This window comes from Arthrobacter sp. 260 (assembly GCF_013116745.1).
Classification (GTDB): domain Bacteria; phylum Actinomycetota; class Actinomycetes; order Actinomycetales; family Micrococcaceae; genus Arthrobacter_D.
In genome coordinates this window covers 336,461-354,054 of sequence record NZ_JABFOE010000001.1, presented here as the reverse complement: position 1 = coordinate 354,054, position 17,594 = coordinate 336,461, and the positions used below count along the sequence as shown (strand labels likewise).

Genomic DNA, 17,594 nt, shown 5'->3' with positions numbered 1-17,594 from the left:
TTTGTACCTCTTCCGGTCGACTTCAGTTGATTTGCTGTGGATCACAGCCCCAGGCTGATCAGTGCGATGCCCGGGTAAACGGCGAAAAGCACCGTCAGGGGAAGCACGCCAAACACCAGGGGAATCATCATGGCGATTTCCTTCTTTCCGGCGGATTCCATCAGTTCCCGCTTGGACACATCGCGGACGTCCTGGGCCTGAGCCCTGAGGACATCCGCCAAGGGTGTGCCGCGCTGAACTGCCACCGAAACCCCATCGACAAACCGCACCAGCGGTGTGAGTCTGGTCCGGTTGGAGAACTGCTGCAGGGCTGCGATAAGTGGGGTCCCAGCCCTGGTTTCCGCGAGGACCCGTTCGAACTCCCGCGCCAGCTCCCCATGTGCGGTACGGCAGATTCGCTCCAACGCCCCCGTTGCACTCTCGCCCGCGCTTACCGCCAGGGCCATCAGCTCGGCCAGGCTGGGAAACTCACCGAGCATCCTGGCCTCACGCCGTTTGATCTGCACGGACAACACGTAGTCCCTTAGTAGGTACCCACCGGCTGTGCATCCGCCGACGGCTAGCGCAGCCGGGAACGTGCCGACGGCACCCGAGAGGGTCATCATTACAGCGACACCCGCGGAGAGGATGAAGGCAACCGCCGCCCAGAGAATTTGCTCAGCTCGAAAGTCGACGACCCTTTGGTCCTTGCCCGCCTGGGCCAGCCGTTTTGCCAACATGGTCGATGCCGGATTGAACCGACCAAGCCAGGCGACGACGTCGTTCACCACCGGGCGAGCAATGCGCTCAATGGGACCAAAGGGAGTCAAGAGCGCCGGAGCTCCATCCAACAAACGGGAACGCACCTCGACGGACTTCAGTTGAGGCGCCACCCGGTCGACAAACCGCGTCGTCCGCATCACCGGAACTCTCACCAGGACCAGCCACAGACCGACACCCAGTACACAACCGGCGAGCGCTGCGAGCGCCGGGGTGTCCATCACCGGAGCACCCTCTCGTCCTGAGGCAACGCACCGATGCGAAGCATGATCCGGTAGCAGACCACCGAAATGACCAGTCCCCCAAGAAGAACTGCTGCTCCCGTCGGAGTGTTGTACGCCCTGACAGCCTCAGGCCGGGTTGCAAGGAGCATCAGAACCAGCCAGGGCGCGGCCACCGCCAGACGGGCTGCATTGACGGTCCACGATTGGCGCGCCTCAAGCTCACTTCTCGTCCGGGCGCTGTCCCGCAGGAAGTCGGCCAATGTGCCGAGGAGCCGGCCAAGATCCGAGCCACCCACTTCACGCGTCATCCGCAAAGCTTCGATGATGCGGTCGGCCACCGGATCCGCGAGTCTGGTCTTCAACCGACCGAGCGCATCATCGAACCGGGCTCCTGCGCGGTAATCAGCGCCGAATGCGGTGAATGCCTGGCGTAGCTCGACCGGGCCCTTGTCGCCCAGTTGAGCGATCGCTTCCGGTAGCGACAACCCAGCCCGGATCGCCGATCGCAGATGGTCAACAACGTCGGGCCACAGCTCCCGAAGCGCCGCCGCGCGCCGGTGCGCCCTCCACCTGACGACGCCCGTGGGAAGGAACGCCGCAAACAGTGAAAAGCAGGCCGCAATAGGCGGAGACCCGGTAAGAACAAAGATTGTGAGAAAGCACAGCACCCCTATCCCCGCTGAGGATGCCATGAGGCCCCCTACTGAAACCTTCTCGATCCCGGCGCGGAGGAGAAGTTCCTCGACCCGTCCGACCTGTTGAATAGTCGGCCTGCTCCGCCGCGGTTCGGTCCAGCAAGACCACCAGAGGAGGTACAGCCCCGCCCCGAGTGCAGCCCCAATCGCCGCCGTCATGTGACTGGTTCCAATAGTCGTGACACCTGGAAACCCGCGCTGGCGAACTTCTCCTCGGCGGGCATGGCCGAGGCCGTGACGACAAGGTCTCCTTCGACCCTCCGGAAGACAGACGAGGACTCGATGATGCCGTTCTCCACACGTCTCCCAAGGCACAGGATTTCGGTGATCCACCGCCGTCCGTCCCGGACGCGTTCGCAATGGACAACCAGATCGATGCAGGACGCAACGGTCGGCACAACGAAGGCACTGGAAATGTTGTCGCCAGCGAGCAGCGGGAGCGTGCAAATCTTCGTCACCGCATCGTGGGCACTATTGGCATGGACGCTACACATGCCGGGCAATCCCGAATTAAGCGCAACAAGCATGTCCAGACTTTCGGCTTCACGTACCTCGCCGACGATCAGCCGATCGGGACGCATCCGCAGGGCCTCCTTGACCAGCCTCCGCAGCGGAATTTCGCCCTGACCCTCCAGATTCGGCGGACGGCACTGCATCCCCACCACATCCCTGAGTGGCAGCTTCAGCTCAAAGATCTCCTCCACGGTAACCACCCGCTCCCGCGACCCGATGCTCGAGCCGAGACAGTTCAGCAGTGTGGTCTTTCCTGCCTGGGTGGCACCCGAAACAAGAATGTTCAACCCACTCGCGACCGCTGCATCCAGGAAGCGGGCGGCCTGCGAGGTCAGGGTACCCAGTTCGACCAGATGGTCCAGCCGGGTGGCCTTCGCGATGAACTTGCGAATGTTCACCGACCAGTGGCGCCGGGTGACGTCCGGAATGACCACGTGCAGTCGGGAACCATCGGGCAATGCCGCATCCACAAAGGGTGATGAAAGATCCAGCCGCCTGCCAGAGGACTTCAGCATTCGCTCCACCAGGTCATGGATCTGTTGCTCTGCAAGGACCAGGGAGGTCAACTCCGACTCGCCAGACCTCGCCACGTAGATCTCCGACGGAGAGTTGATCCACAGCTCTTCGACCGTTGGATCGTCCAGCAGCGGCTGCAGGGCACCGAAACCCGCGACAGCGTCAAAGACATGCTTCCGCGCCAGGTCCAGCTGTCCCAGTTGCGGGAGCGTCCCGACCACGGAACGCTCGTCGTAGTCATTTACGGCAGCCTCCACCAGGCTCAGCACCTCACCGCTTTGGCGGCTCGGATCAAGACCACGGCGGCGAATCAGCTCGCGCACCTCGTCCTCGATAATCCGAACGGCGTCCATAGGACTCCCTGATGTCAGAGCGAACCGACCCTTCGGCCGGAACGCCTGAGACCGTGGCTGGTACCGGTGAATTCGTCCTAGGGTAGGGGAATCCACGATCCGTGCCTAGACTCCACAACACCTTGTGTGGATAACTCTTTACTCCCAGGTAACACCCGTACCTGTAGTAACATCCATCACAGTCAGCTATTCTCGAAGGGACGACGCCCTCCTCTCGCCTTGGGCTCGCATTACCCGGAGAAATTCTGTGACTCACTCTCGTGCCTCCACTGTCCTTGCCGCCGTCCTCCTCACCGCAGCGATGGCCGCCGGAACAATGCCCGCCATCGCCGCGCCGCAGCCTGTCCCTCCGGCACCCGCCGTCGCGGAACCAGCCGAATCCGCACCGGTCGAATCTGCGCCCACCGACCCGACCGGCACCAGCACTGCGCCTGTCGACACAACGGTTCCAGTCCCTGCCGCCACGGACCCGGCTGAACCAGCCGCCGTCGATCCGGCAGCAGTCCCCGAACCAGCTGAACCCGCTGAGACGACAGAAGCGGTCGAACCCGCAGCAAAGGCGCCAGAGGAACTCACCGCCGCCGAGCTCGCCGCGGACCCCGAAGCGCTCGCCAAGCTGATCGGCCCCCATGGAGCCACCCTCGGGCAGGGCGTCGAAAGGATCGCTGAATCCGGCAACCCGCAGGTCCCCACCGCCCGGGAGCTCCAGGACCAGAAGGAACTGAGCGACGCACCCGCTGCTGCAGCTGACCCGTCGGTCAACCTGTGGCGCCCCCAGGGCATCCTGGGCATTGACGTCAGCAGCCATCAGGGCAACGTCAACTGGGCAGCAGCCTGGAACCAGGGCTCACGGTTCGCCTACACCAAGGCCACCGAAGCCCTGAGCTACAAGAACCCCAACTACAACCAGCAGTACACGGGGTCGGCAAACGTCGGAATGGTCCGCGGTGCCTACCACTTCGCCATCCCCAGCATCTCCACAGGGGCGGCACAGGCCAACTACTTCATCAACAACGGCGGCGGGTGGACCGCCGATGGCAGGACTCTCCCACCCCTGCTCGACGTCGAGTACAACCCCTATTCCTCGCTCGGGAACGACTGCTACAACATGAGCACCACCGCGATGGTCAACTGGATCCGGGACTTCTCCAACACCATGTTGAACCGAACCGGCCGCGTCCCCATGATCTACACCACCACCGACTGGTGGAACCGCTGCACCGGCAACTCCACCGCGTTCGCTGACCACCCGCTGCACATTGCCAACTACAACAATGTTGGCGCCGGAAGGTTGCCAGCAGGCTGGAACACGTACAGCCTCTGGCAGTACACCCACGAGGGTCCGGTAGTGGGCGACTGGAACGTCTGGAACGGCACCTCCGCGGCACTGGCCAACTTCGCCCGCAACTCTGCCCCGGTGGTAACAGCACCTCGCCCCACCGGTCCGTCCATCCGCTCGTCCGCCGATGTCATCGCCATCGACAGTGCCGGCCGGCTCTTCAACTACCCCGGCACCGGGAACGGGTCTGTCTCCTCGAAGGTGCAGATCGGTCACGGCTGGTCCAACACCCGAACCATCCACTCGGTGGACTGGAACGGCGACGGCGTCATCGACATCCTCGCGCAGTGGGCCAACGGCCGTCTGACCGTCTACCTGGGCCGGACCACTGGCGGCTTTTACCCAGCGCAAGTCCTGGCCACGTCGGGCTGGGGCGGCATGAAAATGACAGTCGGCCCGTGGCTCCGCGGTGCCCGACCCACCATCATCGGCACCCGTTCCGACGGCACCCTTCACTACTGGCCTCAGAACAACAATGGCACCCTGATGTCGCCCCGCAAGATCGGCCACGGCTTCGGCTCCATGTCGGTGGTCATGACCGACTTCGACGGCGACGGACGCCAGGACCTGCTGGCCCGCAACACCGCCTCCAAGCTGGCACTGTACCGGGGGGTGGGCACCGGCGGATTCCAGTATGAGACCCGGCGCCTGGTCGGCACCGGCTGGCACACCACCCACACCATGGACAGTGTCTCGGGTTTCGCTGGCGCGGGAAGCCGGGGCATCATTGCCAAACGCCACGATGGAACGCTTCACTACTACCCCATCAGGACCGGGGGCGTCTGGGGCACCTGGGCCCAGTTCGGCCACGGCTGGTCGACGCTGACCGTAGCCGGGACCCGGCTGCACTAGGCCTCCCCACCAACCACAACAGGCCCCGTCCCCTTCAGCTGAAGGGGACGGCGCCTGTCTGGTGTCAGGCCAGCGGACGGCCAATGACCAGGAGTCTAGGCGACGCCGGCAAGCTTCTTCACTGCTGCAATCCAGGGTGCCGCAACATTCTCGGCACTGAGGGTACGGGCTGCCTTGTGCGAGGCCTCCTTCATTTCGGAGACCTGCTCCGGGGTCAGACCGATCAGGACCCGGGCGGCTGACTCCGCATCGAAATCCTTCGACACCACACCGAACCCGTGTTCCTCGACCACACGCTTCATCTCCGGTGAGGGGCCAATGAGGACCGCGAGGCGCGCTTGGACGAATTCGAACAGTTTGTTCGGCAACGCGTGCAGCATGTTGAAGTTCGCGGGCGGGCACAGGTAGAAGCCAATGTCGTAGCCGTGCAGCAGCCCGACAATCTCCTCAAACTTCACTGGCGGCAGCATCCTGATCACGCCGCCCGGCACCGCAGCAGCCTTCACGGCCAGCTCGTCGATGTAGTCCTGCTCGCCGGGAACCAGCACGACGTCGAAGGTGACGCTGCCAGGCTTCAGCTCGTTGGCACGGGCGACGGCGTCCATCATGATCTCGATCTTGCGCCCTCGGCCAGCGGCTCCGGCGTGGATCAGGCGCAGCGGCGAGTGGACCGGTGAGGGGCTGTACCGGTCATCGTAGTAGGAGGCGTTCGGGACGACAGCGGGTTCGGGAATCCGGTAGACGGATGCATACTCCTCAGCAATCCCCTTGGCCACGGTCGACACGGAATCGGCCTTCGTGACGTACTTGCGGCACGCCCAGTCCATCAGGGGGCCCACGAGGAGCTTCCACTGCAGCTTGTCCTCGCCCTGCCGGGGCGCGTACTCGTGCAGGTCGGCGTGGATGCCCTTGCGGGGGCGCAGCGCGACAGCCGCGGGGACGGCCAGTGCGTCATTGGCGACGATCACGTCGACACTGCCGGCGGGGATGTTTTTCAGAACGTGCTTCACCCGGTCGGAGTCGAAGTAAAGGCGTTCGTGGAAGCGCGCACCGAGGAGCACAGCCACCTTCTTGAAGTCCGGACGCCACGGCTTGTACTCGACCGGGATCTCGACGTGGTCCACCACTCCGTCGGGTGCAGCACCATAGCCACAGGACATCACGTCGGCGAACTCGCTGAAGAACTGGATCTGCCGCAGGACCCGGGGATCCCGGTGGATGGGCGAGAACGAGAGCACAAGAATGCGCGGACGGGCTCCGGGAAGGTTTCCCTCGGTCATGGTTTTACTCCAGGTGTGGGTTGGTTGAAGAGTGGTGGACAGTGCCGGCTAGGTGAGGCCGGCCAGGGCGGCCTGCTCGGCGAAGTCAGGCATCTGTGCGATGACTTCGGCGAAGGTTCCCTGGGCGGCCAACTTGCCATCGGCGAAGAAGAAGACCACGTCGCTGTCCCTGATGGTCGACAGACGGTGGGCAACGGTGATGGTGGTGACGCTGCCGGTGAGGTTGCGGACGGCCTGGGTGACCGCCGCCTCGGTGGCGGTGTCGAGGGCACTGGTGGCCTCGTCCATCACCAGCACCGCCGGATCGGCGTAGAGTCCGCGGGCAATGCCAAGCCTTTGCCGCTGCCCACCGGACAGCGCCATTCCGCGTTCTCCGACCGCGCCGAGGATGCCGTCGGGACGCTTCTCAACGGTCTCCAGCATCTGGGCCCGCTCCAGTGCGCGGCGAACCCTGTCCTCGTCCACCTGTTCGGGATCCCAGGTCAGGGCAACGTTCTGGGCGATTGACGCGTCGAACAGTGAGACTTCCTGGGGCACGTAGCCCACGCGGGAACGCCAGGAGTGAAGCACGGCGCGCATCGGCACTCCCCCGACCAGCACCTGCCCCGAGCTCGGCAGCAGCAGTCCGAGCAGCAGGTCGATCAGGGTGGACTTGCCGGCACCCGACGATCCCACCACTGCGACGCGTGACCCGGACGGGATGGTCATCGTGACGCCGCTCAGCGCAGGGGTTTCCGCGCCGGGGTAGGTGAAGGACACGTCCTTGAGCACGACGTCGGGCACACCCTGGGGCAGCTCCGACTGGTCGGGCTCCTCCTGGTCCTTGGCGCTGGCCTCGGATTCCTTGATGTCGGCGAGCACCTGTTCGGCGAACGGTGAGTTGGAGTGCACCATCGACAGGATCGCCTGGAAACGTGTCAGGGACGGGATGATCCTGAACCCCGCAACGCCGAAGAGCGCGACGGCGGCCAGGGCGTTGGTAACCGGGTCGACGCCGGACGGGCTGGTGAGCAGCCCCACCCCGCCGACCAGCATGAAGCCGCCAATCAGACCGGCCTCGAGCACAAACCGCGGCACCTGGCCGAGGAAGATTGCCAGCGCCCGGGCTTTCGAGGAGTGGATGCGGTTGTTGTGGACTGCCCTTTCGACGTCCGGTGAGGCACCGCGCAGGGTGACCTCCTTCAGCGCGCCCACTGCTTCGGTCAGCAGTCGGACGGTCCTGAACGAGAACTGCCGGTTGCGCCGTCCGTTGGCGACGGCCCGCTTGGAGATTCCACGGGAGAGTAGGAGGGCGATCAGGCCCAGATAGATGATGGCGGTGACGGCAGTGATCCAGTTGCTCACGAACAAAACACTGACGACGGCGATCACGGAGACGATCTCGCCGGCCAGACCCATCGAAGGCATCAATACGCCGGACACGGTCAGCGACACACCTGAGTCGACCGAGCGGACCAGCTCCGCGGAATTGCGCTTCAGGCGGTCCACCCAGGGCGCACGCATGTAGGCGGCCAGCAGCCGGTCACCGATGGCCACCTCGTGGGAGGCGAAGCGGGAGGTTGCGTAGCGCAGCAGCAGGATGTTCAGCCCGCTCTTGATGATCACCAGGGTGCAGAAGACCGCGAGCACGGTGATGTAGTGGGAGACCTCGTCGATCCGGCCGAACGGGCCCAGGTTGACCGGGCTGCCGGTGATGATGCTCGACATGACGATGGCGAGCAAACCCAGGGCCACCACGTCGATCAGTGAGAGCAGCGACGAGAGGATGGCGTAGCGCAGGAGGAAGCGGCGTGCGCTGGGCGGGAGGACCGCCAGAAGCTGACGGTTAATACTGATAAGTGATTTCATGGCTCCCGCAAGATTAGCTTAGTTGGGTCCGCGGAGGGTCGTCGGAGGGGGCTCCGGGCAGGCTGGGATTGCTGGTCTCCGTCTCCCAGACGCGGGGCGTCTCATCGAGCGCAACCCGGCGGGCGAGCCGCGTCAGGGATTCCTCCATGTGCCGGTGGCGCTGGGCGGAGGAGGCCATGAAGACCATGAAGCAGACGATAAACCCGTACAGGACCAGGTCGGTGCCCCGGCCGATGCCGAACAGGTTCGCCAGCCCGGTCAGGAGCTCCGGCAGGAAAATCGACAGCGCGGCGATCAGGGCGAAGGCCAGCAGTAGGATCCGGCGGATGGCGAGGTGGCTGGCGTTGGCGCCGCCCCGCATCAGCACCAGTGAGCCGAGGATCACAGCAAGGACAAGGACAATCTGGACGATAAAGAGCATGGGGTTCACCTGAAGAAGAGATCGGCGAGAATATTGACGCCGTTGAGCAAGGACTGGCCTTTGGCCTTCGAGTAGTCGGTGTAGATGATCTCGACGGGGTGCTCCGCGAGCCGCGGCTTCAGCTCTGCCAGCTGGTGGATCAGTTCGGACGCGTGGGCCATCCGGTTCTGCTTCAGGTGAATGCGGCGCGCGACCCCGGCGTTGATGACCCGGAGACCGTTGTGCGCGTCGGTCAGTTCCAGACCGGTCGACATCCTCGACTGGAAGGCGACGGTTCTCAAGACCAGCCGCTTCAGCGGCGAAATCTTGGTGCGCCCGTCCAGGAACCGGGATCCGAGCACCACTTCCAGCTCGCCGGACTGCACCCGGGCGAGCATTTCCTGGGCATCCTGCACACGGTGCTGGTTATCGGCGTCGAACGTGATGACCGCGTCCAAGGCGGGATCCTGCAGTGCATACTCCAGGCCCGTCTGCAGGGCAGCACCCTGTCCCAGGTTAAAGGGGTGCCGGACGACGACGGCGCCCGCCGCGGCAGCCGCCTCAGGTGATCCGTCGGTGCTGCCGTCATCCACGCAGACCACGTGGGGAAAATGTGGGAGGAGTCCTTTGATCACGCCACCTACAACGGTGGCTTCGTTATACATTGGTATGACGACCCAGGAGCGACTCACAGGGGTAAGTATTCCATACGTTCCCCGGCCCGCCCCCCAGCTTCGATGCCGGGGGCGCGCCGCCGTGCCGGGCGGCCAACCCGTGCCGAACCGTTAGGCTTGCGGTCATGACCCTCCGCATTCTCTGCATCTCCTTCTCGGACATCAACGCTGATTCCCGGGTACTGCGGCAGGTACAAACCCTCGCCGAATGCGGCACGGTGACGACCGTCAGCTACGGATCGGCCCCTCCCGGGGCCACCACCCACCTCGAAGTGGATTCGGCCCTCCCCTCCCTGCCCCAGACTCCCGCTGGCGTGCTCGGCCTGGCCCTGCGGCGTTTCGCCACCGCAGGCTCGAAGGCACCCGCGGTGCAGCGGGCCCGCGAACTGATCGGGGCGGCGGAGTATGACTTGGTAGTCGCCAACGAGGCGCGCGCCCTCCCCCTCGCCCACGAGGTGGCTGGCTCCGCTCCGGTGCTCGGGGACATGCACGAGTGGGCGCCCGAGGAGAGATCTCACGTGCTGTCGTGGAAAATCCTGGTGAAGCCCTACATGACCTGGGTCTGCAAAACCTACCTCCCCCGCTCGGCCGGGGTTATCACCGTCAACGAGTCGATTGCCCGCCTCTATACCGAACGGTTCGGGTGCCGCACGGAAGTGGTCCGCAATGCGGGTCCGCTGCGCCCGCTGGAGCCCTCCCCCATGGTTGAGGGCCGCATTCGCCTGGTCCACAGCGGCGCGGCAGTGCCGGGCCGCAACCTGGAGGCGATGATCGAGGCGGTCAAGGCGCTGGATGAACGGTTCAGCCTCGACCTGTACCTGGTGAAGGCCCGCGATGGCGGAAAGTATTGGGAAACACTCCGCGCCGCGACCGGCGCCCAGGAGCGGATCACCTTTCACGACGCCGTCGCCCCGGACGACCTGCCCGCCACCTTGAACGCGTACGACGTCGGGGTGTTCAGCCTTCCCCCGAGGACCACCAACCACGCGCTGATGCTCCCGAACAAGTTCTTCGACTTTGTCCAGGCGCGCCTGGCCATCGTGTTCAGCCCCTCGCCGGAGACGTCTAGACTGATTCAGGACCATCAGCTCGGCGCAGTGACGCAGGGTTTCACGGCCGACGACCTCACCCGGACCCTGTCCGAGCTCACAGAGCAGGAGGTCGCCCAGTTCAAGCGGAACGCCCACACCGCGGCGCCGGAGTTGAGCTCCGCCACCGACGAATCAGTGATTCGGGCCATGGTGCAGCGGCTCACGTCCCCCCGGACCTAGCCGCCATGACCCAAGAAAAGGTGAAGTGTCGATGAGTTGGTGGCAGGCAGCGCCGGTCATCCTGATGACTCTGGTCATTCTGATGGTGCCCGGATTCCTGGTGGCCAGGGCCTGCGGAACCCGCGGGCTGACGTCGGTCGCCCTCGCCGCACCCATTTCGGTGACGCTGGCGTCTGTCGGGGCCATGATCGCCCCCTTCCTCTCCATCCCCTGGTCACCGGTGGTGCTGGTAGGCATGACAGTACTGACCGCAGGCGGAGGGCTCCTGGCCCGCTTCCTCTGGCTGCGATCCCGCGGTGAACCGCTGGTGCTGCTGCACCGGCCGACCCGGGCGGGCCTGCTGACCGGAGCGCTGTGCACGGTCGCCGTCGCCGTCCCCGCACTGATCATCGGTGTCCGGTTTGCCCAGATGTTCATCAGCCCCGAGAACATCTCGCAGACCTACGACAACATCTTCCACCTGAACTCCCTGCAGTACATCCTGGACACCGGATCCGGATCATCACTGACGCTGGGCAACCTGACCAATGACGGCACCGGACTGAGCTTCTACCCTGCCGCGTGGCACGACCTCGTCACCCTGGTGTCGCTCACCACTGGAGCTCCCATTGCGGTCGCCGTTAACGCGGCAAACATTGCGATCGCCGCGTTCGTGTGGCCGTTGTCCGCCCTGTTCATGGTCACCCGGATCGCTGGCGAAAAGCCTCTCCCGATCCTGCTGACCGGCGCCCTGGCGGCTGCTTACCCGACCTTTCCCTACCTGATGGTGGACTTCGGCGTCCTGTACCCCTATCTGCTCTCCATTGCACTGCTTCCCATTGGCGTCGGACTGGCCGGGACCATGCTGGGAGTGGTTCAGGACCCCCTGAACGGCAGGGTGCTGGCCGGGCTCGGCCTGCTGGCGGTGCTACCCGCCATCGCCCTGTCCCACCCAAGTACCATGATCGCCCTGTTCCTGTTCGTGGTGCCGTTGGCCGCCCTCGTGCTGTGGCGCACCACCAGGTACCTGGTCCGCCGGGGTGCACCCTGGTACCGCCATCTCGCGGCGCCCGCCATGTTTCTGGGTTATCTCGGGTTCACCTACTACTTCTGGATCTCCTTCAGGCCCTCCCTGCAGAACTCGCTCTGGGAGCCGTTCCTCAGTCCCACCCACGCGGTCGGCGAGGCCCTGGCTGTCGCCCCGATGCGCAGCGGGATCAGCTGGATTCTGCTGGTGCTGACCCTGGTCGGTCTGGCAGTCACCATCAACGCCCGGCGCTATTGGTGGGTGCTCGGAATCTTCACAGCCAGCGCACTGCTGTATGTGAACGTGGCCAGCACAGAAATCGGCGAAGTCCGCCACTTCTTCACCGGGCTCTGGTACAACGACAGCAACCGCCTGGCGGCGCTGCTCCCGGTCGCAGCCCTACCGCTCGCTGTGCTCGGAGGGACCGCCATGCTCACCGCGTTCGTCCGCCGTACCGCCAACCGCCGGTATCAGAACGCCGCCACCTGGGTGATCATTATCGCCGGCTGCACGATCGTCGGACTTCTGGGGCAGGGCAAGTCGGTCGACAACGCCGAGGCCAAGGCACGCGCGGAGTACGTCCTGGACCGGTCTTCGGCACTCCTCACCAGCGACGAGCTGGCCCTGCTGGATCGGCTGGATCAGTCGGTGCCCGAGGGCGCCGTCGTCGTCGGGAACCCGTGGACGGGTGCATCCCTCGCGTACGCCCTCGGCGGGAGGGACGTGCTGCTGACGCACGCGTCCAGCCGGGTGGCCGACGACGACCTACTCCTGATGGACCGGATCGATGAGGCAGCGACGTCCCCCGACGTCTGCCGCGCGGTGCAGGAACTGGATGCTTTCTACGTCCTGGACTTCGGAGACCAGGAACTGCACGGCGGGTCCCAGCCCTATCGGGGCTTCGATAACCTGGCGACAGCTCCGGGGATCGAGCTAATCGACAGGGAAGGCCAGGCACGGCTCTACGAAGTCACAGCCTGCCGCTAGCCGCGGTAACGGAGAGAGACCCCGCCGGCGCGGTGTGCCCAGTGCGCTAGCTGCGCATCCTGGACACCACTTCGTCGACCGGGGCGTCCATGACAATCCGCCCGTGCTCGAGGAGCACGCCACGTTCGCAGACCTGGGCCACCAGGTCCAGATCGTGGCTGACGACCACAAGGGTCTTCCCTGCCGCAGCGAGTTCCATGATCTTGGCGATGCACTTCTTCTGGAAGGGCTCGTCCCCGACGGCGAGAATCTCATCAACCAGGAACACCTCCGGGTTGGTGTGCACAGCCACCGAGAACGCGAGGCGCAGGTACATGCCCGAGGAATAGAACTTCACCTCGGTGTCGATGAACTGTCCGATCTCCGAGAAGTCGACAATCGAGTCGAAGAGGTCATCGATCTGCTGTTCGGTCATGCCAAGAATGGCGCCGTTGAGGTAGACGTTGTCCCGGCCGCTGAGGTCCGGGTGGAATCCCGCCCCCACCTCGATCAGCCCGGCTACCCGGCCGCGGGTACGCACGGTGCCGCTGTCCGGCAGCATGACACCGGAGATGTGCTTGAGCAGGGTCGACTTCCCGGAGCCGTTGAGCCCCAGCAGGGCAACTGACTCGCCCTGGCGGACGTCGAGCGAAACGTTGTCGAGGGCGTGGAATTTCTGCGACAGGTCACCCTTCCGGCCCTTGACCAGCCAGACGAACGCCTCCTTGATGGACCGGGTGTGGCGCAGCACAAACTGCTTGGAAATACCACGTACTTCAATGGCGGTGGTCACGGGTCACAGCTCCTGGGCGAAGCGGCCCTCGAGCCGCCGGAAGGTCCACTGGCCCAGGATGGTCACCAGCAGTGCGGTTGCCAGCCCAATCGGGAGCCACATGTCGAGCAGATTGGGCGGGGCGGCGATCATGGGATCGGTGATCTCGGAGGTGGTCGGGAGCCAGAAGGCGAAGTGGAACAGCTCCACCGCGATCGTGAGCGGGTTGGCCTGGTAGATCACGAGCAGCACCGAGGCAGTTCCGGCGGAGAACACCGTCGCCAGTCCGTCCCGCACCATGATCCAGGTGTAAAGCACCGGCGACGCCCAAGTGGCAATCATCAACAGCATGTCCACGAAGTTCTCGCTGTCCCTGAAATATACGTTCGCTGCGCCGAAGAACAGTCCCAGACCGGTCGCGAGCAATGCCACGATCATAAACCCGGCCACTGCGGCGAAGATCTGGAACACCCCAGGGGTCCAGCCGGCGAACAGACAGGCCACCAGCAGGACCAACAGCTGCGGCAGGAAGTGCACCGCTGACACCCAGACGGACGCCACGGGGAACAGCTCCCTGGGAAGGTAGATCTTTTTGATCAGCCCCCCGTTGCCGACCACTGAACGGGACGCGTTGCCCAGAGCCTCGTTGAAGAAGTTGATCAACACAATGCCCGAGAACAGATAGATGGCGTAGTTCTCGGTGTTCCGGTTCATCTGCAGGAAGACCCCGAGGGCAAACCAGAACACGAAGAACTGCACACCCGGCTTCACATAGGACCAGAGGATCCCCAGGACCGAGCCGCGATACCTGACCTTAAGTTCCTTGGCGACCAGCAGCTTCAGCAGGAAGCGGGAGCGCAGGACGTCGCGGAGACCGCCACCCAGACCGGGCGTGGTGAGTTCGCTGGTGCTCAACCGTTATCAGCTCTTCTCGGAGTGGGCCTCGAAGGTTTTCTTCCAGGCTTCGAAAGAACTGATCTCTGCGGCCGCGGCCTTATACCGGGCGCTGAGCTGTGGCCAGTTCCGGAGGATCTCGGCGTTCAGTCGACCGGCCTCGGTGAGCATTGAGCGCAGCTTCCTGGGGTCGCGCTGGTACCACGACGCACCGCTGCCCTCGGCGTTGGAGACCACAGCGCTGTCGTACTGGGACATCCGCCACCACTTGTTGTCCTGGTGGGCGACGACGGCCTGGGGGCGTTCCCGGCTGGAATCCTGCACCGGTTTGCTCAACTGCCGGACCAGGGTCTTGGCCGCCCACGGCACCAGGGTGGCGTAGGACGGCGCCCGGAATCCCTGCCCCTGGCGGGGTGGCTTGTCCATCCGCGCAGCGGGGAAGGCGTCGGGGTCGGTCTTGAACTGGGAGTCGGGGAACTCCTTGACCATGGCCCGGATATCGGGCAGCTTCGTGGGCAGCACCTCGTGAAGTGACTCGGGGCCCTTCAGGATGTCCTGCAACGCCATGATCCGGCCGCGTGCAGTGAAGTACTGCATGGAGATCAGGTGCTTGATGTCCATGTAGCCGGACTCCCTGACCACTCGGCCGCCGTGCTCGTAGGGGCTGTGGATCAGCGCTGCGATCATCCGGTTCCGGGTGTGGAAGTACGCCTGCCAGCCCACCAGATCATCCTTGTCGATCCAGGACACGTGCCAGACCGCCGATCCCGGCATGGAGACCGTCGGGTAGCCGGCGGCCTTCGCGCGCAGGCCGTATTCGGCGTCGTCCCACTTGATGAACACGGGCAGCGACAGACCGATGTCACGGATGACGGCGGTGGGGATCAGGCACATCCACCAACCGTTGTAGTCGACATCCACCCGGCGGTGCAGCCAGGGGGTGTGACGGAGGTTCGACCGGACGAAGTCGTGACCGAGGACCTGCCCCTCGACGGGCTGGTCGGGCTGGAAACGCCACGGGTTCACCGTCTCACCGAAGGTGTGCAGCACGGTCCGGTTGTAGAGGTCAAACATGTGGCCGCCGACGATCGTCGGGGTCTTGCAGTGATCGGCGAAGGTCAGCAGCCGGGCGATGCTCTCGGGTTCGATGACGACGTCGTCGTCCAGCAGCAACGCGTAGTCGCTCCCGTTCTCGACGGCCTCATACATGCCGCGGGCGAACCCGCCCGAGCCACCCAGGTTTGCCTGGTTGATGATCCGCAACTTGCCCTGCAGCGCGGCTTCCACCTCGGCGAAACCGGGCTGGTCGGCCACCTTCTGCGTGCCTTGGTCCACCACCAGAATTTCCTTGAGCGGGGCGAGGGATTCGGGGTGGTCCGCCAGGATGGAAAGGTTGTTCAGGCAAAAGTCGGGCTTGTTCAGGGTGGTGATCTCAAGCGTGATCGAGCCATGGGTGCCGCCGGCATGCGGTGCCTGCCACTCGGCCTCGTCCAGCACGAGGGACCCGGATCCGGCCACGAGATCGAACCAATACCAACCGCCGTCGCCAAACGGCGCCAGCGTCAGGTCAAAGGTGGTGACCGCGGTATCGGTGACCCGCTTCGTCTCCACATGCTGCAGGGAGCCGCGGGCGTTCGACTTGTAGACGCTGACCCCGCCGGAGCCACTGGTCTTCACGCTCAGCCGGACCGATTGGATGGTGGTCCACCGGCGCCAGTAGCTCGCGGGGAACGCGTTGAAGTAGGTACCGAAGGAGACGCGCTCCCCCGCTCTGACCAACGTGGAGCGGCGGGATTTGAAGTCCTCGGCGTGGATTTCCTTGCCGTCGCTGCTGCGCGCCTGCCCACCACCCTGGGTGGACACGCTGCCGTCCATGGTGTTCAGCTGCACGCTCAGGGCGCTGCCGGTGTCCATGTAAAGCGGCGCCGTATCGAGGTCGCTCAGGTTGGGCAGGACGACCCGCTGGAGGGTCTGCCAGGGCGTGGCCTCCGCTGAGGTTTCGGGGGTGGTGGTGACGGTATCGCTCATGCGTCGACTCCTCCGCTTTCGAGCTTGGCGCCAGCAGTGAAGTGCGGCTTGAGTTTGTTGTCGTACATGGACAGCGCCGAGCCGATAGCCATGTGCATGTCGAGGTACTTGTACGTGCCGAGGCGGCCCCCGAAGAGCACCGACTTCTCGCCCTTGGCCAGGTCGCGGTAGGCGCTCAGCTTGGCGCGGTCTTCGCTGGTGTTGACCGGGTAGTAGGGCTCGTCTTCCTTCTGGGCGAACCGGGAGAACTCACGCATGATCACCGTGGCGTCCTTCGTGTAGTCCCGCTCGGGGTGGAAGTGGCGGAACTCGTGGATCCGGGTGTAGGCAACGTCCTCGTCGGGGTAGTTCATCACCGAACAGCCCTGGAAGTCCTCCACCGGGAGGACTTCCTCCTCCAGGTCGATGGTGCGCCAGGAGAGGTCCCCTTCGGCGTAGTCGAAGTACCGGTCAACGGGACCGGTGTAGACGACCGGCACCTGGCCCAGGGTCGCTGCGCGGGAAAATTCATGGTTGTCGTCGAAGAAGTCGGTGTTCAACTGCACGGTAATGTTCGGGTGGTCGGCCATCCGCTCGATCCAGGCCGTGTAACCGTCCACCGGCAGGCCCTCGTACTTGTCGTTGAAGTACCGGTTGTCGTAGGTGTACCGGACGGGGAGCCGGGAAATGATCTCCGCGGGCAGGTCACGCGGATCGGTCTGCCACTGCTTCCCGGTGTAGTGCTTGATGAACGCCTCGTAGAGTGGCCGCCCAATGAGCTGGATGCCCTTGTCGTTGAGGTTCTGTGGATCCGTTCCGGCCAGCTCCCCCGCCTGCTCCTGGATCAGTGCACGGGCGTCGGCGGGACCGTAGGAGGACCTGAAGAACTGGTTGATGGTGCCCAGGTTGATGGGCATCGGGTAAACCTCGCCCTTGTGGCTGGAGTACACCTTGTGGACGTAGTTGGTGAACTCGGTGAACCGGCTCACGTAGTCCCAGACCCGCTCGTTGGAGGTGTGGAACAGGTGCGCTCCGTAACGGTGCACCTCGATCCCGGTTTGCGCTTCCTTCTCGCTGTAGGCATTACCGCCAATATGGTGCCGCCGGTCCAGCACAGCCACCTTCAGGCCGAGCTCGGTGGCCGCCCGTTCAGCGATGGTCAGGCCGAAAAAGCCCGACCCTACGACAACGAGGTCAACGTTCACAAACACTCCTGAATTGTTGG

At 64.5% G+C, this 17,594-nt stretch carries 14 protein-coding genes; 3 read left to right on the top strand and 11 right to left on the bottom strand.

What is annotated here, in order from left to right; translation table 11 throughout:
* Nucleotides 1-41 precede the first annotated feature (41 nt).
* The 3 genes from HMI57_RS01595 to HMI57_RS01585 are packed head-to-tail and all read right to left on the bottom strand — an operon-like array spanning nt 42 to nt 3,060.
* Nucleotides 42-980 (bottom strand): type II secretion system F family protein, encoded by a 939-nt coding sequence (locus HMI57_RS01595; protein WP_171584322.1) that lies wholly within the window; start codon nt 978-980, stop codon nt 42-44.
* Entirely contained in the window at nt 980-1,837 is an 858-nt protein-coding gene (locus tag HMI57_RS01590) for a type II secretion system F family protein (protein WP_171584140.1), read from the bottom strand. The genes HMI57_RS01595 and HMI57_RS01590 overlap by 1 nt, the downstream gene beginning before the upstream one ends.
* A complete protein-coding gene (locus tag HMI57_RS01585; RefSeq protein WP_171584139.1) occupies nt 1,834-3,060 on the bottom strand; it encodes an ATPase, T2SS/T4P/T4SS family in 1,227 nt (408 codons plus the stop codon). Before HMI57_RS01585 ends, HMI57_RS01590 begins: the two co-directional genes overlap by 4 nt.
* A 247-nt stretch (nt 3,061-3,307) precedes the next feature.
* Between HMI57_RS01585 and HMI57_RS01580 the strand changes: the two genes are divergently transcribed.
* Nucleotides 3,308-5,251: a GH25 family lysozyme gene (locus HMI57_RS01580; protein ID WP_171584138.1), complete on the top strand. Its 1,944-nt coding sequence runs from the start codon at nt 3,308-3,310 to the stop codon at nt 5,249-5,251.
* 95 nt (nt 5,252-5,346) lie between these two features.
* Here HMI57_RS01580 and HMI57_RS01575 read toward each other — a convergent pair whose 3' ends face one another.
* From HMI57_RS01575 to HMI57_RS01560, 4 genes are read right to left on the bottom strand one after another with little or no spacing between them, the layout of a single operon-like run.
* Nucleotides 5,347-6,531, bottom strand: a complete 1,185-nt coding sequence (locus HMI57_RS01575) for a glycosyltransferase family 1 protein (RefSeq protein WP_171584137.1) — start codon at nt 6,529-6,531, stop codon at nt 5,347-5,349.
* A gap of 48 nt (nt 6,532-6,579) precedes the next feature.
* On the bottom strand, nt 6,580-8,379 hold the full coding sequence (locus HMI57_RS01570; RefSeq protein ID WP_171584136.1) for an ABC transporter ATP-binding protein: 1,800 nt from the start codon (nt 8,377-8,379) through the stop codon (nt 6,580-6,582).
* A 13-nt stretch (nt 8,380-8,392) separates the two neighbouring features.
* Complete coding sequence (locus HMI57_RS01565; protein ID WP_171584135.1) at nt 8,393-8,800, bottom strand: DUF2304 domain-containing protein; 408 nt, start codon at nt 8,798-8,800, stop codon at nt 8,393-8,395.
* Nucleotides 8,801-8,805: 5 nt separating this feature from the next.
* A complete protein-coding gene (locus HMI57_RS01560) occupies nt 8,806-9,444 on the bottom strand; it encodes a glycosyltransferase family 2 protein (RefSeq protein ID WP_171584134.1) in 639 nt (212 codons plus the stop codon).
* A 134-nt stretch (nt 9,445-9,578) separates the two neighbouring features.
* Here HMI57_RS01560 and HMI57_RS01555 point away from each other — a divergent pair, with 134 nt between their 5' ends.
* Both HMI57_RS01555 and HMI57_RS01550 read left to right on the top strand, forming a co-directional pair.
* Nucleotides 9,579-10,724, top strand: a complete 1,146-nt coding sequence (locus tag HMI57_RS01555; RefSeq protein WP_171584133.1) for a glycosyltransferase — start codon at nt 9,579-9,581, stop codon at nt 10,722-10,724.
* Nucleotides 10,725-10,755: 31 nt separating this feature from the next.
* On the top strand, nt 10,756-12,717 hold the full coding sequence (locus HMI57_RS01550) for a DUF6541 family protein (RefSeq protein ID WP_171584132.1): 1,962 nt from the start codon (nt 10,756-10,758) through the stop codon (nt 12,715-12,717).
* Nucleotides 12,718-12,763: 46 nt separating this feature from the next.
* Here HMI57_RS01550 and HMI57_RS01545 read toward each other — a convergent pair whose 3' ends face one another.
* Genes HMI57_RS01545 through glf form a run of 4 tightly spaced genes read right to left on the bottom strand, consistent with a single transcriptional unit; the run spans nt 12,764 to nt 17,574 of the window.
* The gene (locus tag HMI57_RS01545; protein WP_171584131.1) at nt 12,764-13,489 is read right to left on the bottom strand and encodes an ABC transporter ATP-binding protein; all 726 of its coding nucleotides are present in this window, start codon (nt 13,487-13,489) and stop codon (nt 12,764-12,766) included.
* Nucleotides 13,490-13,492: 3 nt separating this feature from the next.
* Complete coding sequence (locus tag HMI57_RS01540; protein ID WP_171584130.1) at nt 13,493-14,383, bottom strand: ABC transporter permease; 891 nt, start codon at nt 14,381-14,383, stop codon at nt 13,493-13,495.
* 6 nt (nt 14,384-14,389) lie between these two features.
* Nucleotides 14,390-16,390 (bottom strand): glycosyltransferase, encoded by a 2,001-nt coding sequence (locus tag HMI57_RS01535; protein ID WP_171584129.1) that lies wholly within the window; start codon nt 16,388-16,390, stop codon nt 14,390-14,392.
* The gene (glf, locus tag HMI57_RS01530) at nt 16,387-17,574 is read right to left on the bottom strand and encodes a UDP-galactopyranose mutase (RefSeq protein ID WP_171584128.1); all 1,188 of its coding nucleotides are present in this window, start codon (nt 17,572-17,574) and stop codon (nt 16,387-16,389) included. The genes HMI57_RS01535 and glf overlap by 4 nt, the downstream gene beginning before the upstream one ends.
* Nucleotides 17,575-17,594: the final 20 nt, after the last annotated feature.